The following is a 22,911-nucleotide window of genomic DNA, read 5'->3' on the forward strand; positions in this document are numbered from 1 at the left end:
GCAGCTTGACGAGCAACGGACGATATCCGTACGTTACCCGCATTAAGCAAAAAAGCTCTTTTTCAGGTCGATCCGGCCGGCCCGCGGTCGGCCGCGTGCTCACCCGCCGCGGCCTGCTGCTGGCCGGTGGCGGCGCGACACTCGTCGTGGCCACGCCCGGTGCCGCCGGGCAGCGGACCACCCTGGAACGTGAGCCCCCGCGGGTCGGCACCTGGGCGGCCGCCCCCACCGCGGTTCCGGTGAAGAAGCTCCTGACGCTCGACGACGAGACCGTACGGCAGGTCCTGCACACTAGCATCGGCGGCGATCTCCCACGGCTCACCCTGTCGAACGAGTACGGCGCCGAACCGGTGCGCATCGGCGCCGCCCGGATCGGGGTGCGCACCGGTGGCCTGGGGTCCAGCGCCACCGTCCCGGGCAGTGACCGGCCGCTCACCTTCAACGGCTCGCCGGCCCCCGTCCTGGCCCCCGGGCAGGTGCTGGTCAGCGACCCCGCCGACCTCGTCATCGAGGCCGGCGCCGACGTGGTGGTCAGCCTCTACCTGCCGGAACGCGTTCGGGCCGGCACGATCAGCCCTCGCTCGAAGCAGGAGAACCTGATCGTCGCCGGCGACGCCACCGCGCGGCCCGATCCGGGTCCCGGCAAGACCATCACCCGGTACCTGTGGGTGACCGGGCTGAGCGTCCGCGCGGTGCGGGCGGCGTCCGCGATCGTCGCCCTCGGCGACTCGATCACCTGCGGCACCTCGACCACCGACAACGCCAACCACCGCTGGCCCGACCTGCTCGCCGCCCGGCTGCGCGTCGAAGGGCTGCCCCGCGGGGTGCTCAACGCCGGGCTCAGCGGCAACCGGCTGCTGTTCGGCTACGAGGACCCGACCGGCAGCGCGGACAAGAAGGCGTACATCGGCGCGGCCACGCTCCGGCGCTTCGACCGTGACGTGCTCACCCACCCGGGCGTGAGCCACGTGATCATCCTGGTCGGCGTGAACGACCTGGCCAACAAGCCGGCCCGCACCGCCGCCGAGATGATCGCCGGGCACCGGGAGCTGATCCTGCGGTCCCGCGCGGCCGGGCTACGGGTGATCGGCGGCACCCTGCTGCCCTTCGCCGGCGCCTCGGACCGCTACGACAGGCAGGCCAGCCAGCGGGTCCGGACGGAACTCAACGCGTGGATCCGGGGCGGCGGCGAGTACGACGGGGTGATCGACTTCGACGCGGCGATGCGCGACCCGAACGATCCGTGGCGCCTGAACCCCCGTTACGACTCCGGGGACGGGCTGCACCCCAACGACGAGGGCACCGCGGCGCTGGCCGCGGCCGTGCCGCTGAGCCTGCTCGGTAACTGACCGTCCACCTCCGGCTGGCTCACAGCGCTGTGTCAGGCCCCCCAGAACAGCACTGCGAGCCAGCCGGAAGTGGCGGCCGGGGCGGCTCAGAAGGTGGCCGCGCCCGGCGTCGCCCCCCATGGACGATCAGGGCGCCCACGACCCCCCGTGATACCCGTGGACGCCGGACAATGGTGCCCTGACCCGTTTGCAAAATCCTTGCACTTGAGCAATCGTTCTAGGCTCTGACGGGGGAAGCTTCACGGGGGAACAAACGGGATGCGCTGGCGCTTGCTGGGGCCGATGCGGCTGCACGACGAGAAGGCCGGCCCCGGGGCGGAGCCCGTCGACCTCGGCCCGGGCAAACAGCGCTGCCTGCTCGCCTCCCTGCTGATGACCCCGCGCCAGGTGGTGCCGGCTGGCACCCTCGTCGACCGGGTCTGGGGCGAGACCCCGCCGCGCTCGGTCACCCCGCTGGCCCCGTACGCCACCCGCCTGCGCCGCGTCCTCGACCAGGTCCCGGGCGCCGGTGCGATCCGCTGGACCGCCGGCGGCTACCTGATCGACTGCGAGCCCGAGGAGGTCGACCTGCACCTGGCCCGCCGCCAGGTGTTCGAGGCCCGGGCCGCCGAGGAGGCCGGCGACCACCGGCAGGCCGCCCGGCTGATGCTCACCGCCCTCGACGACTGGGGACCGGAGGCCCTCGCCGGGGTGCCCGGCCTCTGGGCCGCCCGGGTCCGCTACGCCCTGGCCCGGGAGCGCCTCGACATCATGGCCCGCCTGGGCCGGGCCGGGCTGCGCCTTGGTCGCGCCGACGAGGTGGCCGAACGCATCGGCCCGCACTCCGCCGAGCATCCCACCGTCGAGAGCCTGGCCGCAGTGCTGATGGAGGCGCTGGTCGCGGCCGGGCGCCCGGCTCAGGCGCTGGAGGCGTTCGCCCGGACCCGGGACGCCATCGCCGAGGAGCTGGGCAGCGAGCCCGGGGCCGACCTGACCGGCCTGCACACCCGGATCCTGCGCGGCGAGGCGCCCGGCCGTTCGGCCACCGCCGCCCGGTTCCGGCCCGGCACGCCCGCCCAGCTGCCCGCCGACGCCATCGCGTTCACCGGCCGCCGCGCCGAACTCGGCGAGCTCGACCGCGCCCTGGGCGGCGGCCCGCGGATCGCCGCGGTCACCGGGCCGCCCGGCGTCGGCAAGTCCGCGCTCGCCGTGCACTGGGGCCACCGGGCCCGGCGCCGCTTCCCGGACGGCCAGCTCTACCTCAACCTGCGCGGCTTCGACAGCGGCGGGGTGATGAGCCCCGAGGAGGCGGCCCGCAACCTGCTCGTCGCGCTCGCCCCGGACCGGCCGGCGCCGGCCGGGCTGGACGCCCGTACCGGGCTGCTGCGCAGCATGCTGGCCGGGCGCCGGGTGCTGCTGGTCCTCGACAACGCCAAGGACGCCGGCCACGTCCGCCCGCTGCTGCCCGGCGCCGGCGAGTGCGTGGTGCTGGTCACCAGCCGGGACCGGCTTACCGGGCTGGTCGCCTCGCACGGCGCGTGGCCGGTGCCGCTGGACTCCCTCGACCCGGGTCAGGCCGGGGAACTGCTGGCCGGGCGGCTCGGGGCGGGCCGGCTCGCCGCCGAGCCGTGCACCGTGGCCACCCTGGTCACGGCCACCGCCGGGCTGCCGCTCGCCCTGGTCACCGTCGCCGCCCGGGCGGCCATGCGGGCCGGGCAGCCGCTCGGGGAGCTGGCCGCCGAGATCGCCGGCTCCCGGCTGGACGGGCTGGGATCCGCCGACGGCGAGACCGACCCGCGGACCGTCTTCTCCTGGTCCTACCGGGCGCTGAGCCCGGCCGCGGCCAGGGTGTTCCGGCTGCTCGGCGCCAACCCCGGACCGGACCTCTCGGCGGCCGCCGCGCACTCCCTGGCCGGCACCGCCGACGCCGCCGCCGCGCTCGCCGAGCTGGCCGAGGCCAGCCTGGTCTGCGAGCACCGGCCGGGGCGGTACGCGATGCACGACCTGCTTCGCGCGTACGCCTCGGATCTGCTCGAAAGCGAGGAACGCGGCCCGGCGCTGCGCCGCCTGCTGGACCACCACCTGCACACCGGCCACGCGGCCGCGCTGGCCCTCGACTCACAGCGGGAGCCGCTGCGGCTCGCCGCGCCGGAGGCGGGCGTGCGGCCCGAGCCGATCGACGGCGAGGCCGCCGCGCTGGCCTGGTTCGCGGTCGAGCACGCCGGGCTGATGGCCGCCATCCGCACCGCCGCCGACCTCGACGACTACGGCTGGCAACTGCCCTGGGTGGTGATCGACTTCCTGGACCGGCAGGGGCACTGGGACGACTGGATCACGGCCGAGCGGATCGCCGTGGCCGCCGCCCACCGGCGTGGCGAGGTCCGGGCCGAGGCGCTCGCCCAGCGGGTCCTGGCCCGCGGCTACGTCCAGCTGGGCCGGTACGGCGAGGCCGAGCCGCACTACGCCGAGGCGGACCGGCTCTACCAGGCGGCCGGCGACCCGGTGGGCCGGGCGCACACCCTGTTCAGCATCAGCTGGATGCGCGAGCAGCAGGGCCGCGACGACGACTGTCTGCGGCTCACCAACCAGGCCCTGGAACTCTACCGGGCGGCCGGGCACCGGGTCGGCGAGGCGCGGGCGCTCAACGCGCTCGGCTGGTACCTGGGCCGGCTCGGCCACCACGACCTCACCCTGCGGCACTGCCGGGCGGCGCTGGCGTTGCAGCAGGAGCTGGGCGACCGGTACGGCGAGGCGGCCGTCTGGGACAGCATCGGCTGGGCGCACCACCATCTCGGTGACCACGATCGGGCGGTGGCCGCCTACCGGACCGCGCTCGACCTCTACCGGGCGGCCGGGGACCTGCTCAACGAGGCGGAGATCCGCGAGCACCTCGGCGACGCGTACGCCGGGGTCGGCGACGCCCCGGCCGCCGCCGGTCAGTGGCGGCAGGCCCTCGCCCTGCTGGAGAAGCTCGACCACCCGGCCGCGGCCGGGCTGCGGATCAAACTTCGCTCGTGAACCGGTACGGATCCCCGGCGCCCACCCGCAGGATCTCCGGGGTGCCGCCGGACAAGTCGATCACCGTGGTCGGCTCGGTGCCGCAGTCGCCGGAGTCGACCACCGCGTCCAGGGCGTGGTCCAGTTCCTCCTTGATCTGCCAGCCGTGCGTCATCGGCTCGGTCTCGCCGGGCAGCAGCAACGTGCTGGAGACGAGCGGCTCGCCCAGTTCGGCCAGGATCGCCTGCGCCGTCACGTGACCGGTGATCCGTACCCCCACGGTCTTCTTCCTGGGGTGCAGCAGACGCCGGGGAACCTCCTTGGTGGCCGGGAGGATGAACGTGAACGGCCCCGGGGTCGACGCCTTCACCGCCCGGAACAGCGCGTTGTTGATCGTCACGAAATGACCCAGCTGGGCGAAGTCATGACACATCAGGGTGAAATGGTGCCGATCGTCGAGATGACGGATCGCCCGGATCCGGTCCAGCGCCTCCTTGCTGCCCAACCGGCAGCCCAGCGCGAAGCATGAGTCCGTCGGATAGGCGATCAGAGCGTCGCCGCGGATCAGGTCGGCGATCTGATGGATGCTGCGCTGCTGCGGATTGTCCGGGTGCACGTCGAAGTACTTGGCCACTCGTCGCAGCTTAGGCTGCGGTCATGGCGAGCGTTCACCGTCCGGCGGCAAGAGTGATCTGTTTCGACGCCGACGGGCGTGTCCTGCTCCTGTACTGGGAGGATCCGGTCACCGGCGACCGCCTCTGGGAACCACCCGGCGGCGGCATCGACCCGGGCGAGACGCCGCTGCTGGCCGCCCGGCGCGAACTGGCCGAGGAGACCGGGCTCGACCCGTCCGCGGTCCGGGAGCGATGCATCGACGTGCCGCGCGACACCTGGTGGAAGGGGACCCACTTCGTGGGCCCCGAGCAGTTCTTCCCGGCCTTCTTCGGCACCGCACGGCCGTCCGTGACCAGAGACAACCTGCTTTCGTACGAGCAGAGCGAACTCCAGGGACATCGGTGGGTCCACCCCGCCGACCTGCACACGCTGCCCGGCCGCCTCGAACCGCCCACCCTGCCCGCCGTGATCGCGGAACTGCGCGCCCCGGCCTGACCGGGGTCAGCCGGAGAAGCGGGCGGAGCGCGCCATCCTGCGGTAGGCCGCCAGCGCCTCGGCGTCGCTGTCCGGCCGGAAGTTGCGGGACGTCCCCTTCTGCCGGTCGGTGTCGAACCAGACGACCGCGCCGACCGACGGGGTCTCCTTCACGTAGGCGGAGAGCTTCCGGATCCACGGGGCCTTGGTGCCCCTACCGTGGCCGATCGCCGCGGTCTCGGCCAGCACGATCGGCTTGCGCTTGCCGTAGGCCGACACGATCGGGCTGAACAGCGTCCGCGGCGACTCCTTGGAGAAGTTGTAGCCGGAGACGCCCACCCAGTCGACGTAGTCGTCGCCCGGGTAGTAGTTCTCGAACCGATTCCACGAGACGTCCGGCCCGGAGTTCCAGTTCGGCGCCCACACCCAGGCCACGTTGGCAGCACCCTCGTCCCGGAAGATCCGGTGGATGCGCCGCCACGACCTGATGTAGCCGGCGGGCTTCTTCCCGTTGTGGGCGCCGTCCCAGGCGAACCAGTTGCCGTTCATCTCCCACGCCCAGCGCAGCATGATCGGCCGTTTCATGCCGGCCAGCCGGTTCGCCATCAGGGCGATGTTCTTGTCGGACCTACCGCTGGTGATCCGCTTGTGGGTGGTGCCGTCCCAGGAGACCATCAGGACCGCGCTCGCGGGCACCTCCGGCTCGGCGAGCGGCGCGTAGCCGGACCACGGGTAGTAGCGGTGCACGATCCGCTGCTCCCGGCCGAGCTGTCGTCGGCGCAGCGCCAGGCTCTCGGTGAGCGTCCGCCCGCGCAGCGACAGGTACGAGCCGAGCAGCGCCTTCCCCTTCCGGAAGGGGACCGCGCCGCCCCGGGCAGCGGCCGCCTCGGCGCCGCCCGACACGGCGCCGGACAGGGCCACCGCCGGCACGGTCAAGGTCAGCAGGCTCAGCACCCGCCGGCGGGCCAGCCCGTCATGCTGCTCGTTCTCCATCCGAACCAGCCTGCCGCAACCCGGACGGCCCGCCCTCACCCCCGCGGCCGCCGAAGATCACCCGTTCAGCCGGACGGACCTCAGCGGTCCAGCAGGTCGCGGCGAGCCTCCGCCAGCGCGTCGCTGACGTCCTCCGGGTCGAGGCGGCGTACGTCGTAGGCGTCGACCAGATGCCCGGCGAGCCCGTCCCAGATCTCGATCGCCTCCTCGACCAGCTCCAGCGCCTCCGTGCCGGCCGGCCCCGCGCACAGGATCTCGGTCTCGGCGATGAGGCGGCGGCCCGCGTCCTCCACGTCGGCGATCTCCCACCGGGAGCCGGTGGTCACGGCCTCGACCTCCTGGAGGACGGCCTCGTACACCTCGACCGCGGAACGGTGCTCGAGCAGGCCCGCCGCGCTCAGCAGCCGGGCCGCGAACAGCCGGTCCCGTTCCGCGTGTTCGACCACCAGCGCGGCCAGCCGGGCGGGGTCGAGCATCCGGACGGCCCGCTGGTAGACGGCGTGGTCCGGCTCCTCGGCGTACGGGTCGGCCTCGGCGGCGAACCGCACGTCGGCGTCGAATGAGGTCAGCGCCACGGCGACGGCGTGGGCGCAGAAACCGTCGTCGTCGGACGGGCCGTCGCAGTCGCACTCGCCGGTGAACGCCCGGTCGACGACGCCCACCCAGGCCAGGTACAGGGCGCCGTCGTCGGTCACCTCGGCCTGCGCGCCGCCGCCGACGGAGGTCAGGTCGCCGACGGCGCCGGTGGCGGTCAGGCGGTCGGCGACCGCGATGATGCCGGAGGGGATCGAGTCACGGAACGCGGGTACGTCGATGAGGGCCGCCATGATCGGGAACCCTACCGGTCGACGGTGATCCAGGCGGCGGTGTCCGGGGCAGCAGGCCCCGGAGGTGAGCGACCCGTTGGTGAGCCGGACGCGACCGGCCAGCAGGGGGACCGGCACGGTGCCCATGGCGACGGGGTTGGGGACGATGTCGACGATCACCCGCAGGCCAGGTTCACGGGCACGGGCCGGCATCCACCTGGTAGACGACCCCGTCACGCCACCACATCGGTCAGCGGCGGTGGCCGCGGCTCTGCAGGCGGGTCAGCAGGTTGCGGATGCGGGCCTGGTTCTCCGGCTTGGCCAGCTCGCGGCGGCCCCGGTCGACGATCTGCCGGCCGCGCGGGCTGCTCAGAAACGCTTGGATGCGCTGCGTGATGGTGGGCATGACTCCAGTGTGCCCGGCTTTGCGTGGCGCGACACGTGCGAGCGGACGATGCTGAGCAGGTAACCACCGTGAGTGTGAGGAGTCCCCGTGGAGACCGATCTGTTCATCGCCGGGAAGTGGGTGCCCGCGTCCTCGGGCAGCCGGTTCGACGTGCTCGACCCGGCGACCGGCGACACCATCGCGTCGGTCGCCGACGGTGGGGAGGCGGATGCGATCGCCGCGGTGGAGGCGGCCGCCGCGGCCGGTCCGGGCTGGGCCGCGACCTCGCCGCGGGCCCGGTCGGAGGTGCTGCGCAGGGCGTTCACGTTGATGACCGAACGCGCCGCGGACCTGGCGAAGCTGATCAGCCTGGAGAACGGCAAGGCGCTCACCGACGCGAAGGGCGAGGTGACGTACGCCGCCGAGTTCTTCCGCTGGTTCGCCGAGGAGGCGGTGCGGGGCGAGGGCGCGATCGCGACGGCGCCGTCCGGCGCCAACCGGATCCTGGTGGTCCGCCAGCCGGTCGGCGTGTGTGTGCTGGTGACGCCGTGGAACTTCCCCGCCGCGATGGCGACCCGCAAGATCGGCCCGGCGCTGGCCGCCGGCTGCACGGTGATTCTCAAACCGGCCAGCGACACGCCGCTCACCGCCCTGGCCATGGCCGCGCTCCTGGCCGAGGCCGGCGTGCCGGACGGTGTGGTGAACGTGCTGCCGTCCCGGAGTTCGGGCCGGGTGGTGTCGGCCATGCTGCGCGACTCCCGGGTGCGCAAGCTGTCGTTCACCGGTTCCACCGAGGTCGGCCGGATCCTGCTGGCCCAGGCCGCGGAGAACGTCGTGAACACGTCGATGGAGCTGGGCGGCAACGCCCCGTTCGTGGTGTTCGCCGACGCCGACCTGGACGCCGCGATCGAGGGCGCGATGATCGCGAAGATGCGTAACGGCGGGGAGGCGTGCACCGCGGCGAACCGGTTCTTCGTCGAGTCCGGTGTGGCCGGCGAGTTCGCCCGGCGGCTGGCGCAGCGCATGTCGGAGCTGGTGGTGGGCCCGGGCACGGACGAGAGGACGCAGGTCGGTCCGCTGGTCAACGAGGACACCGTGGCCAAGGTGGACGGTCTGGTCCGGGGCGCCCTGGACGGCGGCGCGTCGGCGGTCACCGGGGGCAGCCGGCCGGCCGGTCCGGGCTTCTACTATCCGCCGACGGTGCTGACCGGGGTGGCCGCGGACGCGCCGATCCTGCGGGAGGAGATCTTCGGGCCGGTCGCGCCGATCGTCACGTTCACCGGCGAGGACGAGGCGGTCCGGCTGGCCAACGACACCGAGTACGGCCTGGTCGCGTACGTCTACACCAGAGACCTGGCGCGTGGCCTGCGGGTGAGCGAGGCGATCGAGGCCGGCATGGTCGGCATCAATCGGGGCCTGGTCAGTGACCCGGCCGCGCCGTTCGGCGGGGTGAAGCAGAGCGGCATCGGCCGGGAGGGCGGCCACGAGGGCCTGCTCGAGTACCTCGAATCGAAGTACATCGCCGTCAACTGGTGATCCGTCTTCAGCTATTCTGCTAGGCACCTAGTGGAATAGAGGTTACGGATGATCGAGTTCCATCTGGACGCCCGGTCCGGTGTGTCGCCGTACATGCAGCTCATCCAGCAGGTGCGGCACGCGCTGCGGCTGGGCGTCCTGCGCGAGGGCGACAGGCTGCCCACCGTCAAGGAGGTGGTGGCCCGGATCGCCATCAACCCGAACACGGTGTCCAAGGCGTACCGGGAGCTGGAGTACGAGGGGCTGGTCCAGGCGCGGCCCGGGCTCGGCACGTTCGTCACGCGGACCCTCGCCGCGGACGCCGAGAGCCACCGACCGCTGCGCCATGACCTGGAGCGATGGCTGGCCGGGGCGCGCGCCGCCGGCCTCGACGACGAGAGCATCGAGGCACTCTTCGTCAGCGCGTTCCGCGCCTTCCAGGAGGCGCGACCGTGACCGCCGCGCTGGAGACCCGGAACCTCACCAAACGGTACGGGCGGCGTACGGCCCTGTCCGACTGCACCCTCACGGTGCCGGCCGGCCGGGTCGTCGGGCTGGTCGGGCCGAACGGCGCCGGCAAGTCCACCCTGCTCCAGCTCGCCTGCGGCCTGCTCACCCCGAGTGACGGCGACATCCGGGTGCTGGGGGAGCGGCCGCTCGGCGGCTCCCCGCGGGTCGCGTTCGTGGCCCAGGACACCCCGGTCTACCCGGGTTTCACCATCGCCGAGCACCTGCGCCTCGGCGCCCGCCTCAACCCGTCCTGGGACGCCGGATACGCCGAGCGGAGGATCGCCGCCCTCGGCCTGGACCCGGCGCAGCGGGCGGGCGCCCTCTCCGGCGGCCAGCGCGCCCAGCTCGCCCTCACGGTGGCCGCCGCGAAACGGCCCGAGCTGCTGATCCTGGACGAGCCGGTGGCCGCGCTCGACCCGCTCGCCCGGCGCGGCTTCCTCCAGGCGCTGATGGAGCTGACCGCCGAGTCCGAGGTCAGCGTGATCATGTCGTCGCACCTGATCGCCGACCTGGAGCGCACCTGCGACCACCTGATCGTGCTGCGCGACTCAGCCGTCACGGTGGCCGCTGACGTCGACGACCTGCTCGCCACCCACCACCGGCTGACCGGCCGGCGGCAGGATCCGGCAGCGCTCTCCGGCGGCCGGGCCGTGATCGACCAGCGGCACACCGGCGTGCAGTCCACCCTGGTCGTGCGCAGCACCGCGCCGATCGACGACCCGGGGTGGCAGGTCGACCGGCTCGACCTGGAGGACATCGTCCTGGCGTACCTGACGGAGGGACCGCGATGATCTGGCTGACCTGGCGGCAGGCCCGCGTGCAGGCGCTGGCCGCCGCCCTGATCCTGCTCGCGGTGCTGTCCGCCGTCGCGTTCACCTGGCCGTCACTCACCGACGCCGCGCGGGTCAGCGGCTTCGCGGCCTGCCACGGCGACTGCGAGGCGGCCGCCGGCGAGTTCTCCGCCCTGGTGGCGACACGGACCGCGATCCTCGTCTACTACGCCGGCACCGCGCTGCTGCTCCTGCTGCCCGCCCTGGCCGGCGCGTTCTGGGGTGCGCCGCTGGTGGCCCGCGAGCTGGAGTCGGGCACGTTCCGCATGGTGTGGAGCCAGAGCGTCCCGGCCCGGCGGTGGCTCGCCGTCAAACTGGCCGGCGTGGGCGGCGGGGTGGTCCTGCTGGCCGCGGCGACCAGCACGGCGATGACCGTCTGGGCCGGGCAGATCGACCGGGCGTACGCCAACCGGGTCGAGCCGGTGATCTTCGCGGCCCGCGGTGCGGTCCCGGTCGGCTACGCGGCGCTGGCCCTGGTCATCGGGGTGCTCCTGGGCCTGCTGCTGCGCCGTAGCCTGCCGGCGATGGCGGTGACGCTGCTCGTGGTGGCGACCGTGCAACTGGCCTTCCCGGTCACGGTGCGCCCGCTGCTGGCCGACCCGGTCACCACGGTCTCCGCCCTGGACCTGAGCGCGGAGAGCGGGCTGTCCCTGTCGGTCGACGAGCGGGACGGCAGCGTGGAGGCACTGGTGGATCCCGGCGTCACCGGGTCCTGGGTGCTCGGCAACCGGGTGCTCACCGCGGGCGGCGAGGAGTTCACCGGGCCGATGGACCCCACCCGCTGCGGCCTCACGGCGGCCCACGGCGCCTGCCTCGCCTGGCTGGGTGAACAGGGTCTGCGGCAGGAGGTGAGACACGTGCCGGCCGGCCGGTTCTGGGCTCTCCAGTGGCGTGAGTTCGGAGTCCTGGCACTGCTCACGGGCGTACTGTCCGGGTTCTGCCTGTTGCGCACCCGCCGCCGGAACCGGGGAGCTGAGGCCGCCCTGACGGCCGGTGCGGTGGTCCTCCCACCGGCCATTCCTCGAGGGGCCTAACGGCCGGTACTGAGGAGAGATGACGCCATCACACGCAGTGATTGTTGGCAGTCGGCGTACAGAAATGAATAATCTTGTTTCTCGGCCCCCACCCGACGATCATCACGGTGCGTTCTGACCGATACTTGGCGGACCGTTCAGTGCTCACCGCAGCTCGGGACACCCTGAGAGGACACCTATAGCCATGCGCAAGTCTTTGCTCGCTCTGGTCGCCGCCGGCCTGCTGACCACGGCCACGCTCACGGCTTGTGATGACGGGGGTGACACTGACGCGGCGGGTGGCAACGCCCCGGCGACCACGAACGGTGGCAGCGAGGAGGTGACCGGCGAGGGCGGCATCGGCGTGATCCTCCCCGACACCAAGAGCTCCCAGCGGTGGAAGTCGGACGACAACCGCTACCTCGAGGCGGCCTTCAAGAAGGCCGGCGTCAAGTACTCGATCGTCAACGCCGAGGGCGACAAGGAACAGTTCAAGCGCCTCGCCGAGACCATGCTCGACAAGGGCTTCAAGGTCCTGGTGATCGTGAGCCTCGACTCGATCAGCGGCAAGGCCGTCATCGACAACGCGCACTCCCGCGGCGTCCCGGTGATCGACTACGACCGGCTCACCCTGAACGGCGCCGCCGACTACTACGTGAGCTTCGACAACGAGGCCGTCGGCCAGCTCCAGGCCAAGGAACTGCTCAACTGCCTGAAGGAGAAGAAGGTGTCCAACGCGGTGGTCGCCGAGCTCAACGGCTCGCCCACCGACAACAACGCCACCCTCTTCAAGAACGGCTACGACACCGTCCTCAGCGCCAGGTACGACGCGGCCCAGCTGATCAAGGGCCCGGACCAGTGGGTGCCGGACTGGGACAACGACGAGGGCCGCGAGATGTTCTCGCTGATGCTCAAGCAGTACCCGAACATCGGCGGGGTGCTCGCCGCCAACGACGGTCTCGGCAACTCGGCCATCGAGGTCCTCCGGGAGAAGAAGCTCAACGGCAAGGTGCCGGTCACCGGCCAGGACGCCACCACCCAGGGCCTGCAGAACATCCTCGTCGGCGACCAGTGCATGACCGTCTACAAGGACGTGAAGCAGGAGGCGGACGCCGCCGCCGGACTGGCGATCAACCTGTTCAACGGCGTCAAGCCGGGCCTCAAGGACAAGCTCAAGGACCCGGAGTCCGGCCTCTACATCCCGTTCCTGAGGCTGCTGCCGAAGGCCATCACGATCAAGAACGTGAAGGATGTCGTCGACGCCGGCTTCGTCGACGTGGACACGCTGTGCAACGCCAAGTACAAGAAGGCCTGCCAGCAAGCCAAGGTCATCGGCTGATCATCGGCACCGGGCCGGTAGGACCTAGTCCGCGATCCTGATCCGGACGCGGCGGTTCTGCCGGCCCTTGCTCTCCACCTTCACCACCTCGACCCGGCCCACCTGCGCGGTCGACGCCACATGCGTCCCGCCGTCGGCCTGCACGTCCAGCCCCACGATGTCGATCACCCGGATCTCCGGATGATCCAGCGGCGGCAGCGCGTCCTGCGTCCGTACCAGCGTCGGGATCTCCAGCGCCTCCGCCCGCGGCAGCACCCGCGCCACGATCTTCCGGTCCGCCACGATCTCCGCGTTGACCGCGTCCTCCAGCGCCTGCTTGAACCCAACCGGAACCTCCGGCAGGTTGAAGTCCATCCGCGCCTCACCGGGCTGCATGTTCCCGCCGGTCACCAGCGCCCCGAAATCCCGGAACACGGTCCCGCACAGGATGTGCAGCCCCGAGTGCGTCCGCATCAGGCTGCTGCGCCGCGCGTCGTCGATCGCCCCGCGCACCGTCGTCCCCGCTTTCGGCACCGGATCACCGGGAGCCGGGATCAGATACTGCTCGTCACCCTTGCGCGTGTCGACGATCCGGGTCTGCACACCCTCCCAGAGCAACACCCCGTGATCCGGCGGCTGCCCACCCCCACCCGGGTAGAACGCCGACCGGTCCAGCACGATCCCCGCCTCCGGATCGGACCACAACACCGTGCATTCCCATTCCCGCACACTCGGGTCGATCCAGTCCAGCCGCTCCGTCACATCACGACTCTATGACAAACACCCCACCGGCGCGGTCACCCTCACCGCCACCCGGCCTTTCCCCCCGATTTCGTACGGCGTGCGCCGCCCCCGACCACACCAACGGCGTCCCGCCACCTCCGCGACCCATTGCCGGGTCGAGCCCGCGAGGCCCCGCCGGGCGGAGATCGCCACTCACCCTCCGATCCGGATCACGCCGCGAGGAGTTCGCGGACTCGGGGGACGACCTCGGTGGCGTAGAGCTCGACGCAGGTCATCAGGTGCTCGTGGGGGAGCGGGCCGTGTGAGTACTTCAAGTCGAAGCGGTCGATGCCCAGGTCACGGATCGTGGCGGCGATCTTGCCGGCGACCGTCTCCGGGGAACCGACGTGCCAGGCGCCCTCGGTGACGTCGGCCTCGAAGCGGTCCCGGGTGGCCGGGGGCCAGCCCCGTTCGCGGCCGATGCGGTCCAGGTTGCGGCGGGCGTGCGGCCACAGGATGTCGACGGCCTCGGCGTCGGTGGCGGCCACGAAACCGGGGCAGTGCACGGCGATCGGCTGGGGCTCCTGCTCCAGCTCCTTGAGGGCGCGGTGGTAGAGGTCGACGTACGGCGCGAAGCGGGCCGGGGCGCCGCCGATGATCGCGAGGACCAGCGGCATGCCGTACTGTGCGGCGCGGACCACCGACTCGGGGCTGCCGCCCACGCCGATCCAGGTGCGGATCCGGCCCGACTCGGTCTTCGGGTAGACCTGCTGGGCGCGCAGGGCGGGGCGGATCGAACCCTCCCAGGTGACCGGGCCCTCGGTGAGCAGCTCGGCCATCAGGTCCAGCTTCTCGGCGAACAACCGCTCGTAGTCGGCCAGGTCGTAGCCGAACAGCGGGAACGACTCGGTGAACGAGCCACGGCCCAGGATGATCTCGGCCCGCCCGTTCGCCACGGCGTCCAGCGTGGCGAAGCGCTCGAACACCCGTACCGGATCATCGGAACTCAGAACCGTGACCGCCGTGCCCAGCCGGACCCGCTCGGTCCTCGCGGCGATCGCCGCGAGGACGATCTCCGGAGCCGAGATCGCGTAGTCGTCGCGGTGATGCTCGCCCACCCCGAAGAAGTCCAGGCCGAGCCGGTCGGCGAGCACACCCTGCTCGACCACGTCCCGGATGACCTGCGCGTACGGCTTGTCGTTGACGTCGCCGAAGGTGTCCAGACCGAATTCCACCAGTCGACCCTACCGGCGGCCCTTCAACCGCCGGCCCATCTCCTTGGCGATCTCCTTCTTGGCGTCCCGCTCGGCCATGACCTGCCGCTTGTCGTAGCTCTTCAGGCCGCGGGCCAGGCCCAGCTCGATCTTCGCCCAGCCGTCCTTGAAATAGAGCGACAGCGGCACCAGGGTCAGGCCGGAGCCGTCGCGCAGCTGGTTGAGGATCTTCACGATCTCGACCTTGTGCAGGAGAAGTTTCCGGGTACGCCGTGGGGCGTGGTTGGTCCACGAGCCGAACCCGTACTCGGCGATGTGCAGGCCGTACAGCATGAGCTCGCCCTCGTGTTCCTGGGCGAACGTGTCGACCAGCGACGCCCGGCCCAGCCGCAGCGACTTCACCTCGGTCCCGGCCAGGACCAGACCCGCCTCGTACGTCCGGAGGATCGCGTAGTCGTGCCGCGCCTTCTTGTTCGACGCGATCAGCTTGACGCCGGTCTCCCTAGGCACCCGGATCCACCAGGTTCGGCGGGATCGGCCGGCGCATCGAGTAGGTGACGCTGCTCAGCCGGTGCGGCTCGCCCATCACATGGATCGCCGCCCGGTTGTACGCCTGCCACCCGGCCGCGCCCGCCCGGTTCAGATGCCGCAGGTCGTCGAATCGCTCGTCGGTGCCCCAGCGCAGCACACCGCCCGGGTGGTGGAAGGTGGCGGTCCAGTCCATGTACCGGTCCTCGCCGAGGGTGCCGGCCGCCCGGTACTCCAGGCGCGCGTATTCCCAGTTGTCCACCGGATGATTATGACGTCCGATTCGCCGCTAGGGCTGCTCGGCGGCCACCGTCCGTCCGTCCAGATGCCGGAAACCCTCGATGACCAGCTCTTTCAGCACGGATTGGTCGACGTCGGCGAGTCGCTTCAGGTAGAGGCACGACCTGCCGGTGGTGTGCGGGCCGAGACGGGACAGCAGATCCTCGTACGCCTCGAAACCGGCCGAGACGTAGAGGGTGAGCGCCTGCTTGCGCGGCGACAGCCCGATCGCGGGCCAGTCGCCCGTGCGGCCGGTGCGGTAGCGGTAGTGGTACCGCCCGAACCCGATGATCGCCGAGCCCCACATCACCGGCTCCTCGCCGGTGGCCGCGGCCATCAGCGCGCACGCCGCCTCGGCGTCCGCCCGCCTCCGCGGATCGGCCACGGCGGCCAGGAAGGCCGCCACGTCACCGTCGTTCCGGGTCGTCTTCGGCTCCGCCATCCCGCCAGCGTAGGCTCACGCGTCGTGAATCGGGGTGACGGGGTGCTGCGGCATCAGTCTCAGCATGACGGTTTCGTGCCGTCGCAGGGCGCGCGGCGGGAGATCGCCGAGGCCGTCGACCAGCACATCGCCGAGCACTTCGGGCCGGTCGAGTTCGTCTACCACGAGATGCTGTCGCACCTGGTGGCCGTGCACGTCCATCTGGTGGAGCCGACGGAGCACCGGCCGTACCGGACGCTTGTCACCTCCGGCATGAGCGAGCTGCCGATGACCGTTCCGGACGGCGTCAGCCCGTACGCCGAACTGATGCTCTGCCTGCCCTCCGACTGGCCCATGGATCAGGCGGCGCTGTCGGATCCGGCGGTCTACTGGCCGATCCGGGTGCTCAAGGAGATCGCCCGGCTGCCGCACGAGTACGGCACGTGGATCGGTGAGTGGCACTCGATCCCCAACGGCGACCCGGCGCAGCCGTACGCTCCGGGTGTGCCCTTCGCCGGTGTCGTCATCACGCCGATGGTGCGGGCGCCGGAGGAGGCGGGCACGATCGTCGCGCCGGACGGTACCGAGATCAACGTGCTCGCGGTGATCCCGCTCCACCCGGCCGAGGTGGCGGTCAAGACCGGCCAGGGCACGCAGGCCCTCATCGAGGTCCTCAACCGGGGTCACGTCTCCGAGCTCCTCGACCCGGCGCGCCCGTCCTTCGCCTGACCGCCCCTCCTTCGCCTGACCGCGCCGGCGGGTGCGGCGTGATGGGATGGAGAGAAACCGGACCGAGGGGGACGAATGATCTTCATTACCGCGAAGTTCCTGGTCAAGCCGGAGCACGCCGACGACTGGCCGCGCATCGCCGGGCCGTTCACCGAGGCGACCCGTGCCGAGCCGGGCTGCCTGTGGTTCGACTGGTCCCGCAGCCTCGACGACCCGGCCGAGTACGTCCTGGTGGAGGCGTTCCGGGACGGTGACGCGGGCGGCGCCCACGTCAACTCCGCCCATTTCAAGCAGGCTCAGCGGGAGTTGCCGGGCTACCTGGCCGCCACCCCGAAGATCGTCAGCCAGTCCGTCGACCAGGACGGCTGGTCCGAACTCGGCGAGATGTCCGTCGATCAGGCGTGAGCCGCTGAGGGCCAGCCGGGATCGGTCGATCTGTGCCAGATATCGGGTTGGCTCCATTTCGGTCGGGGATCCGATTGTCCGGTGGGTTCGGGATGGGTCACGGTGGAATCCGCGAAGCATTTCGGCCGGGGTGGGCGGAGGATGCCGTGGACAACGCGTTTTCGCTGAATCAGGGCCGGGCGGATGGTGGACCGGTCAACCGCAAGGCGTACACGAGCAGGTCGCCCCGGGGTGACGCGCTGGCCCGCAAGCCACCGGGCCGCTGCTGGATCCACGACTACGAGGACGGTGCGGACGGGCCGCGGTTCGTCTGCTGGGACGCGGACGGGGAGCCGGTCGTCGCGGTACGGAACGTTCCGCACCATCGTTTTCGGTCAGCCGGGAAGTTCGATCCCGACCTGCGGGACGAGCCCGGCGACCTGCCGTAGGCCGGGAACGGGCCCGGCGCCATTTCGCGATACGGAAATGACGCCGGGACCGGGTCAGGCGATCGCGGCCTGGACCGCCGGGAGCCAGCGGGCGGCGATCTTGACGTTGCCGGCGTCGTTGGGGTGCACGCCGTCGTACGTGTCGGTGGTGGTGTTGAAGCCGGTCCACTGGTCGACCACGGTGACCGGCGACGCGGCGGTGTTCAGCGAGGCCGCCCAGGCCGGGATGGCCGCGTTCAGGTTGACCACGCGCTGGCCGCAGTCGGTGCAGGTGGACGGGTTCAGCGGGATGATCTGCGCGACGATGATCTTCATCTTCGGGTTGGCGGCGCGCATCTGCCCGACCAGGGTGGTGTAGGCGTTCAGGATCGTGGTCGTGGAGAGGTTGCTCCAGGCGTCGTTCGTGCCGAAGTGCATGAGGACGACGTCCGGGCCGGAGGCGGAGAGCCAGGCCGGCAGCATGTTCTGGCTCGCGACGTTGGTGACCAGGTAGCCGCCGTGGCCCTCGTGCTCGCCGTCGTAGGGGAAGCCGCAGCCGTCGCCGGGCAGGGTGCCGACGAAGTCCACCCGGGCGGCCGGGAGTTGCTGCCAGAGCAGGGCGCGCCAGCAGCCGGGGGAGCCGGTGATCGAGTCGCCGAGCGCCATGATCTTCTTCTTGGTGGTGGCCGAGCTGCTCGGCGAGGGGGGTCCCGGGCTGACGTCGGTGGGTGTGGGCACGACGCCTCCGGTGCAGGTAACGCCGTTGAGGGTGAATGACGTGGGGACCGGGTTGCTGTTGCCGTTCGTGGCGATCGCGCCGTTCCAGGCGGCGTTCTTGACGGTGACGGTGGACCCGGACTGGGTGACCGAGCCGCTCCACAGTTGGGTGATCGTCTGCCCGGCCGGGAACGTGAACACCAGCGACCAGGAGGAGATCGGGTCGCCGACGTTGGTGACGTCCACGGCCGCGCCGAAGCCGCCGGGCCACTGGCTGCTGACGGTGTACTTGACGGCGCAGCCGGCGGCCGCGTTCGCGCTGGTGGCGGTGGCTACGGCGGTTGCGGTGAGCAGGGCGGTGACGAGGCCGAGGACGGCTGCCTTTCGTCGTTGCATCGGGATGCCTCCGGGGATGTGCTTGACGGGGGTCCGGGGACGGAGCACGCTGGGAGCGCTCCCAATTAACGCACATCAATGCGCGGTTGGAGAAGGGCGTGCGGCGCGATGGGATGGGCGCCGCGCGGGTGGGCGACTGCGGTGGGGGTGAGATCCGCGCGCGATTTCACCCGGCAGCCGTCCGGCCGGGAGAGCGGGGAGACGGGTGCTACGGGGCCCGCCTCCCCGCGTCACCCGGGCAGGGCGTGATCAATCACGGTCGAGGAGGGCGTCGGGGCCGAGGTTGCGGATCGACGCGTCCAGGACGTGGGCGGTGTGCGCCAGGGCGATCGAAGCCCCCCGGCGGCGGACCGCGGCCGCCACCTGCATGAGACAACCCGGGTTGGCTGTCACCAGCAGGTCGGCGCCGGTGGCCAGGACCGCCTTCGCCTTGCGGTCGCCCAGCTCGGCGGCCGGGGCGGGATTCAGCACGTTCCACACACCGGCCGAACCGCAGCAGATCTCCGGGTCGGCGATCGCCCGCAACTCCACCCCCGGGATGCCGCGGAGCAGGGCCCGCGGCTGCGCCCGGACGCCCTGGGCGTGTCCCAGGTGGCAGGCGTCGTGGTAGGCCACGGTCAGCGGCAGCGGATGACGCCGGGCGACCGGGCCCAGCTCGGCCAGCAGTTCGGACAGGTCACGGACCTTCGCGGTGAACGCGGCCGCCCGCTCGGCGTAGACCGGATCGTCGGCGAGCAGCTCGTCGTATTCCTTCAACGTCGAGCCGCAGCCCGCCGCGTTGACCACGAACCAGTCCATGCCGCAGCGCTCGAACGTGTCGATCAGCTTCCGGGCGAAGCGCTGCGCCTCGGCACGGCGCCCGTTGTGCACGCTCAGCGCCCCGCAACAGCCCTGGCCGGGCGGGATGAGCACCTCACAGCCCTCGGCCGCGAGAACCCGTACCGTCGCCGCATTGACGTCCGGGAAGAACGCGGACTGAACACAACCGGTCAGCATGCCCACCACCGCGCGCCGGGTGCCGCGTGCGCGCACGCGGGCCGGCGGGCGCGGCACGCCGCGCAGCCGCGGCGCCAGCGATTCCAGCGTGGCGAGCGTCGGGGCCAGGCGCTGGAGCAGGCCACTGCGGGCCACCAGCTTTTGCAGACCCGACATCTGGTACGCCCGAAGCGGCCCCCGCAGCAGCCGGAGCCGTTGCGGGTACGGGAAGAGCGCGAAGATCGCCGTCCGCAGGGCCCGCTCCCGGGCCGTCCGTGGGTGGCGGCGCTCCACCTGGGCGCGGGTGTCCTCGATCAGCCGGTCGTAGCGCACCCCGGACGGGCACGCGGTCACGCAGGCCATACAGCCCAGACAGCGGTCGAAGTGGGTGACCATCGAGTCGCTCAACGGCTCCCCGGACAGGCCCTGCCCGATCAGGTGGATCCGCCCGCGAGGCGAGTCCATCTCCTCGCCCCACAGCACGTAGGTGGGGCAGGTGGTCAGGCAGAACCCACAGTGCACACAGTCCGACACCAGATCGGCGCGCGGCGGATGATCGGAGTCGAATGCCGGCCCGCCCGCCGGTGGACCGCCCGTCCCGGCCGCCCGCAGCGCGTCGACCGGCGGCGTCCCGATCCCGCGCGTCGCGTCCACCGGCGTGTGGAGTCCGTCGTCGATATCGGACATCAGATCCCTCCCACGAATCGGCCGGGCGCGAAGCGGTGGTCCGGATCGAACTGGTCCTTGACCCGGCGCATCAGCTCCAGCCCGGGCACCGGCCCCCACATGTCCAGGCCGTCGAGGGCTCCGTCGGGCGCGGTCAGCACGACGGCGTGGCCCTCGGCCCGGGTCGCCGCCGCCCGCAGCCCGTCCACCAGTCCCGGAGTCCCGGTCGGCGCCCCGGACGGGAACCCCGCGTGGAGGGCGCCGGTGGCGGCCGAGCCGCGGATCGTGCCGCCGGCCGCGGTGACGGCCTCCACCAGGGCGGGAACGGCGGAGAGGACGCCGGTCAGCTTCAGGCCGAGACCGCCGGGCGGCCACGGTGGGGTGTCCCACCAGGACGGCGGCAGGTCGGTGACCTCACCGTCGAGGAGCCGGGCCAGGGTGGCGGCGCGGTCGCGGACGCCCTCCTCGGTGCCCTCCACCAGGACCGCGAGCTCCGGGGACGCGCCCGGCCCGGCGTTGATCTCCACGGCGCTCGGGGCCAGCTGGGCGGCCAGGATCCGTGCTACCGCGGTGGGCGGGGCGGTCGCCCGTACGAAAGCGGTGGCGAGCGGGACCGGATGCAGGCGGAAGACGCACTCGGTGATCAGCCCGAGCGTGCCCTGCGCGCCGGTGTAGAGCTTGCCCAGGTCGTAGCCGGCGACGTTCTTCACCACCTTGCCGCCCGCCCGGGCGATCCGGCCGTCCGGCCGCACCACCGTGACGCCGATCAGCAGATCGCGGGCCGTGCCGTAGCGCAGGCGCCGCGGCCCGGAGGCGTTCGCCGAGACGGCGCCGCCGGCCGTCGCGGTGGGCGGCGCGTCCAGGGCCAGCTGCTGACCGGGCAGGGCGTGCAGCTCGGCCATCGGGGTGCCGGCCCGGACCACGGTGATCAGGTCCCCGGCGGCGTGCTCCACCACTCCGGCCAGCCGCCGGGTGTCGATGATCAGATCCAGGTCACGCGGCGGCGGCCCCTGCTGGAGCTTCGTGCCGCCGCCGCGGATCACGACGGTGAGATCGCGGGCGGCCGCGATCAGCGCGGCGGCCTCCTCGGTGCTGGCCGGAGCGGCGACGAAGCGGGCCGGGACACCGCACACCACATCGTCGTCGCCCGCCTTGACGGCGAGGTCGTCCAGGACGCTCATCAGAAGATCTCCGCCACGCCGGACTCCTGCAGGGGATGGGGGCCGGTGCGGCGGCCGGGGCGTTCGCCGCACAGGCGGGGAGTGGGGAAGATCTTGCCGGGGTTGGCCAGGCCGCCGGGGTCGAACGCGCAGCGGACCAGCTGCATGGTGTCCAGGTCGGTGTCGGTGAACATGCGCGGCATGTAGTGGGCCTTCTCGACGCCGACGCCGTGTTCGCCGGTGATCGAGCCGCCGTACTCGATGCAGAGGTCGATGATGGCGCCGGAGACCGTCTCGGCGCGCTCCTCCTCGCCGGCGACCTGGGCGTCGAACAGGACCAGCGGATGCAGGTTGCCGTCACCGGCGTGAAAGACGTTCGCCACCCGGACGCCGTGCGAGGAGGCCACCTCGTCGATGCGGCGCAGCACCTCGGGCAGCGCGGTCCGGGGGATCACCCCGTCCTGGACGATGTAGTCCGGGCTGATCCGGCCGACCGCCGCGAACGCCGACTTGCGGCCCCGCCAGATCAGCTGCCGCTCGTCGTCGTCGGCGGCCACCCGGGTCTCGAAGGCGCCGTTGGCGTCGCAGAGCCGGCTCACCTCCTCGAACTGGGCGGCGACCTCCGCCGACGGCCCGTCCAGCTCGACGATCAGGACGGCGCCCGCACCGGCCGGATAGCCGCAGTGGACGGCGGCCTCGGCGGCCTCGATGGACAGCGCGTCCATCATCTCGATGGCGGCCGGCACCACCCCGGCCGCGATGATCGCCGAGGTGGCGGCGCCCGCCTGGTCGGTGCCGTGGAAGGCGGCGAGCAGCGTGCGCACGGTCTCCGGCAGCCGGGTCAGCCGCACCGTCACCTCGGTGGCGACCCCGAGCGTGCCCTCCGAGCCGACGAACGCGCCGAGCAGGTCGTAACCGGGGGTGTCCGGGGCGGCGCCGCCGAGCCGGACCAGGTCGCCGTCCGGCGTGACCACCTCCAGCCCGGTCACGTGGTTGGTGGTGAAGCCGTACTTGAGGCAGTGGGCCCCGCCCGCGTTCTCCGCCACGTTGCCGCCGATGGAGCAGATCTGCTGGCTGGACGGGTCGGGGGCGTAGTAGTAGCCGTGCTCCTTCGACACCGTCGACACCTGGAGGTTGATGACGCCGGGCTGGACGACGGCCCGCTCGTCCGCCGGCCGCAGCGACAGGACCTCCCGCAGCTGGGAGGTCACGATGAGCACCCCCTCGGCGTGCGGGAGCGCCCCACCGGACAGGCCGGTGCCGGAGCCGCGGGCCACGAACGGCACCCCCACCCCGGCGCAGGCGCGGACCACGGCGGCGACCTCGGCGGCGGTGTGCGGCAGGGCGACCAGCGCCGGGACGACCCGGTAGTGGGCGAGGCCGTCACACTCGTACGTCCGCAACTGCTGCCGGTCGGTGAGCACCTGGTCAGGGGTCATCTCGGCCCGCAACCGCACGGCTAAGGCGTCGATGCTCATCGCGGACCTCCTCGGCGTCACTGCCTACG

The 22,911-nt window shown here is 72.1% G+C and carries 24 protein-coding genes; 11 read left to right on the forward strand and 13 right to left on the reverse strand.

Features of this window, described 5'->3' with window-relative positions; genetic code table 11:
- Positions 1-95 precede the first annotated feature (95 nt).
- Positions 96-1,349, forward strand: coding sequence for an SGNH/GDSL hydrolase family protein (locus IEZ13_RS25410; RefSeq protein WP_183222212.1), 1,254 nt, complete (start codon positions 96-98; stop codon positions 1,347-1,349).
- 258 nt (positions 1,350-1,607) lie between these two features.
- On the forward strand, positions 1,608-4,346 hold the full coding sequence (locus tag IEZ13_RS25415; RefSeq protein WP_183222213.1) for an AfsR/SARP family transcriptional regulator: 2,739 nt from the start codon (positions 1,608-1,610) through the stop codon (positions 4,344-4,346).
- Here the strand turns inward: IEZ13_RS25415 and IEZ13_RS25420 are convergent.
- The gene (locus tag IEZ13_RS25420) at positions 4,330-4,959 is read right to left on the reverse strand and encodes an L-threonylcarbamoyladenylate synthase (RefSeq protein WP_183222214.1); all 630 of its coding nucleotides are present in this window, start codon (positions 4,957-4,959) and stop codon (positions 4,330-4,332) included. The genes IEZ13_RS25415 and IEZ13_RS25420 overlap by 17 nt on opposite strands.
- A 23-nt stretch (positions 4,960-4,982) precedes the next feature.
- Between IEZ13_RS25420 and IEZ13_RS25425 the strand changes: the two genes are divergently transcribed.
- Entirely contained in the window at positions 4,983-5,435 is a 453-nt protein-coding gene (locus IEZ13_RS25425) for an NUDIX domain-containing protein (RefSeq protein WP_183222215.1), read from the forward strand.
- A gap of 6 nt (positions 5,436-5,441) precedes the next feature.
- Here the strand turns inward: IEZ13_RS25425 and IEZ13_RS25430 are convergent, their stop codons facing one another.
- From IEZ13_RS25430 to IEZ13_RS25440, 3 genes are all read right to left on the reverse strand, one after another.
- Complete coding sequence (locus IEZ13_RS25430) at positions 5,442-6,407, reverse strand: glycoside hydrolase family 26 protein (RefSeq protein WP_183222216.1); 966 nt, start codon at positions 6,405-6,407, stop codon at positions 5,442-5,444.
- Between the two features lie 80 nt (positions 6,408-6,487).
- Positions 6,488-7,450 (reverse strand): hypothetical protein, encoded by a 963-nt coding sequence (locus IEZ13_RS25435; protein ID WP_183222217.1) that lies wholly within the window; start codon positions 7,448-7,450, stop codon positions 6,488-6,490.
- Between the two features lie 13 nt (positions 7,451-7,463).
- Positions 7,464-7,619: a hypothetical protein gene (locus IEZ13_RS25440; RefSeq protein ID WP_183222218.1), complete on the reverse strand. Its 156-nt coding sequence runs from the start codon at positions 7,617-7,619 to the stop codon at positions 7,464-7,466.
- 87 nt (positions 7,620-7,706) lie between these two features.
- On the opposite strand from IEZ13_RS25440, the gene IEZ13_RS25445 reads away from it, so the two are divergent.
- From IEZ13_RS25445 to IEZ13_RS25465, 5 genes are all read left to right on the forward strand, one after another.
- Complete coding sequence (locus IEZ13_RS25445; protein WP_183222219.1) at positions 7,707-9,134, forward strand: NAD-dependent succinate-semialdehyde dehydrogenase; 1,428 nt, start codon at positions 7,707-7,709, stop codon at positions 9,132-9,134.
- 48 nt (positions 9,135-9,182) lie between these two features.
- Positions 9,183-9,569 carry a GntR family transcriptional regulator gene (locus IEZ13_RS25450; protein ID WP_183222220.1) on the forward strand — a complete coding sequence of 129 codons (387 nt, stop codon included), beginning with the start codon at positions 9,183-9,185 and terminating at the stop codon, positions 9,567-9,569.
- Positions 9,566-10,414, forward strand: a complete 849-nt coding sequence (locus IEZ13_RS25455; RefSeq protein ID WP_183222221.1) for an ABC transporter ATP-binding protein — start codon at positions 9,566-9,568, stop codon at positions 10,412-10,414. The genes IEZ13_RS25450 and IEZ13_RS25455 overlap by 4 nt, the downstream gene beginning before the upstream one ends.
- A complete protein-coding gene (locus tag IEZ13_RS25460; RefSeq protein ID WP_183222222.1) occupies positions 10,411-11,487 on the forward strand; it encodes a hypothetical protein in 1,077 nt (358 codons plus the stop codon). Before IEZ13_RS25455 ends, IEZ13_RS25460 begins: the two co-directional genes overlap by 4 nt.
- Positions 11,488-11,671: 184 nt before the next feature.
- Positions 11,672-12,805 (forward strand): sugar ABC transporter substrate-binding protein, encoded by a 1,134-nt coding sequence (locus tag IEZ13_RS25465; protein WP_183222223.1) that lies wholly within the window; start codon positions 11,672-11,674, stop codon positions 12,803-12,805.
- A 24-nt stretch (positions 12,806-12,829) separates the two neighbouring features.
- Here the strand turns inward: IEZ13_RS25465 and IEZ13_RS25470 are convergent, their stop codons facing one another.
- From IEZ13_RS25470 to IEZ13_RS25490, 5 genes are all read right to left on the reverse strand, one after another.
- On the reverse strand, positions 12,830-13,546 hold the full coding sequence (locus IEZ13_RS25470; RefSeq protein ID WP_183222224.1) for an alanyl-tRNA editing protein: 717 nt from the start codon (positions 13,544-13,546) through the stop codon (positions 12,830-12,832).
- A 191-nt stretch (positions 13,547-13,737) separates the two neighbouring features.
- Positions 13,738-14,745 carry an LLM class flavin-dependent oxidoreductase gene (locus IEZ13_RS25475; protein WP_183222357.1) on the reverse strand — a complete coding sequence of 336 codons (1,008 nt, stop codon included), beginning with the start codon at positions 14,743-14,745 and terminating at the stop codon, positions 13,738-13,740.
- Positions 14,746-14,751: 6 nt separating this feature from the next.
- A complete protein-coding gene (smpB, locus tag IEZ13_RS25480) occupies positions 14,752-15,231 on the reverse strand; it encodes an SsrA-binding protein SmpB (RefSeq protein WP_183222225.1) in 480 nt (159 codons plus the stop codon).
- Positions 15,224-15,511, reverse strand: coding sequence for a hypothetical protein (locus IEZ13_RS25485; RefSeq protein ID WP_183222226.1), 288 nt, complete (start codon positions 15,509-15,511; stop codon positions 15,224-15,226). The genes smpB and IEZ13_RS25485 overlap by 8 nt, the downstream gene beginning before the upstream one ends.
- A 27-nt stretch (positions 15,512-15,538) precedes the next feature.
- Positions 15,539-15,970 (reverse strand): DUF1801 domain-containing protein, encoded by a 432-nt coding sequence (locus IEZ13_RS25490; RefSeq protein ID WP_183222227.1) that lies wholly within the window; start codon positions 15,968-15,970, stop codon positions 15,539-15,541.
- Positions 15,971-15,994: 24 nt separating this feature from the next.
- Between IEZ13_RS25490 and IEZ13_RS25495 the strand changes: the two genes are divergently transcribed.
- From IEZ13_RS25495 to IEZ13_RS25505, 3 genes are all read left to right on the forward strand, one after another.
- On the forward strand, positions 15,995-16,678 hold the full coding sequence (locus IEZ13_RS25495; protein ID WP_229795007.1) for a suppressor of fused domain protein: 684 nt from the start codon (positions 15,995-15,997) through the stop codon (positions 16,676-16,678).
- 75 nt (positions 16,679-16,753) lie between these two features.
- Positions 16,754-17,083 carry a putative quinol monooxygenase gene (locus IEZ13_RS25500; protein WP_183222228.1) on the forward strand — a complete coding sequence of 110 codons (330 nt, stop codon included), beginning with the start codon at positions 16,754-16,756 and terminating at the stop codon, positions 17,081-17,083.
- Between the two features lie 146 nt (positions 17,084-17,229).
- Positions 17,230-17,511 (forward strand): hypothetical protein, encoded by a 282-nt coding sequence (locus IEZ13_RS25505; RefSeq protein ID WP_183222229.1) that lies wholly within the window; start codon positions 17,230-17,232, stop codon positions 17,509-17,511.
- Between the two features lie 54 nt (positions 17,512-17,565).
- Here IEZ13_RS25505 and IEZ13_RS25510 read toward each other — a convergent pair whose 3' ends face one another.
- The 4 genes from IEZ13_RS25510 to IEZ13_RS25525 form a co-directional block, all read right to left on the reverse strand.
- Positions 17,566-18,603, reverse strand: a complete 1,038-nt coding sequence (locus IEZ13_RS25510) for a GDSL-type esterase/lipase family protein (protein ID WP_189285750.1) — start codon at positions 18,601-18,603, stop codon at positions 17,566-17,568.
- Positions 18,604-18,852: 249 nt separating this feature from the next.
- Positions 18,853-20,265, reverse strand: coding sequence for a (Fe-S)-binding protein (locus IEZ13_RS25515; protein WP_183222231.1), 1,413 nt, complete (start codon positions 20,263-20,265; stop codon positions 18,853-18,855).
- Positions 20,265-21,425: an FAD-binding oxidoreductase gene (locus tag IEZ13_RS25520; RefSeq protein WP_183222232.1), complete on the reverse strand. Its 1,161-nt coding sequence runs from the start codon at positions 21,423-21,425 to the stop codon at positions 20,265-20,267. Before IEZ13_RS25520 ends, IEZ13_RS25515 begins: the two co-directional genes overlap by 1 nt.
- Positions 21,425-22,882 (reverse strand): FAD-linked oxidase C-terminal domain-containing protein, encoded by a 1,458-nt coding sequence (locus IEZ13_RS25525; protein ID WP_183222233.1) that lies wholly within the window; start codon positions 22,880-22,882, stop codon positions 21,425-21,427. The genes IEZ13_RS25520 and IEZ13_RS25525 overlap by 1 nt, the downstream gene beginning before the upstream one ends.
- Between the last annotated feature and the right edge of the window lie 29 nt (positions 22,883-22,911).

The sequence above is a fragment of the Actinoplanes campanulatus genome (genome assembly GCF_014647795.1).
GTDB classification, from domain to species: Bacteria; Actinomycetota; Actinomycetes; order Mycobacteriales; family Micromonosporaceae; genus Actinoplanes; species Actinoplanes campanulatus.

Coding starts and splice junctions, on each gene's coding strand:
- IEZ13_RS25440 (WP_183222218.1), bottom strand. CDS start 7,619: ATGCCCACCATCACGCAGCGCATCCAAGCGTTTCTGAGCAGCCCGCGC.
- IEZ13_RS25465 (WP_183222223.1), top strand. CDS start 11,672: ATGCGCAAGTCTTTGCTCGCTCTGGTCGCCGCCGGCCTGCTGACCACG.
- IEZ13_RS25460 (WP_183222222.1), top strand. CDS start 10,411: ATGATCTGGCTGACCTGGCGGCAGGCCCGCGTGCAGGCGCTGGCCGCC.
- IEZ13_RS25500 (WP_183222228.1), top strand. CDS start 16,754: ATGATCTTCATTACCGCGAAGTTCCTGGTCAAGCCGGAGCACGCCGAC.
- IEZ13_RS25525 (WP_183222233.1), bottom strand. CDS start 22,882: ATGAGCATCGACGCCTTAGCCGTGCGGTTGCGGGCCGAGATGACCCCT.
- IEZ13_RS25415 (WP_183222213.1), top strand. CDS start 1,608: ATGCGCTGGCGCTTGCTGGGGCCGATGCGGCTGCACGACGAGAAGGCC.
- IEZ13_RS25520 (WP_183222232.1), bottom strand. CDS start 21,425: ATGAGCGTCCTGGACGACCTCGCCGTCAAGGCGGGCGACGACGATGTG.
- IEZ13_RS25430 (WP_183222216.1), bottom strand. CDS start 6,407: ATGGAGAACGAGCAGCATGACGGGCTGGCCCGCCGGCGGGTGCTGAGC.
- IEZ13_RS25515 (WP_183222231.1), bottom strand. CDS start 20,265: ATGTCCGATATCGACGACGGACTCCACACGCCGGTGGACGCGACGCGC.
- IEZ13_RS25510 (WP_189285750.1), bottom strand. CDS start 18,603: ATGCAACGACGAAAGGCAGCCGTCCTCGGCCTCGTCACCGCCCTGCTC.
- IEZ13_RS25450 (WP_183222220.1), top strand. CDS start 9,183: ATGATCGAGTTCCATCTGGACGCCCGGTCCGGTGTGTCGCCGTACATG.
- IEZ13_RS25490 (WP_183222227.1), bottom strand. CDS start 15,970: ATGGCGGAGCCGAAGACGACCCGGAACGACGGTGACGTGGCGGCCTTC.
- IEZ13_RS25425 (WP_183222215.1), top strand. CDS start 4,983: ATGGCGAGCGTTCACCGTCCGGCGGCAAGAGTGATCTGTTTCGACGCC.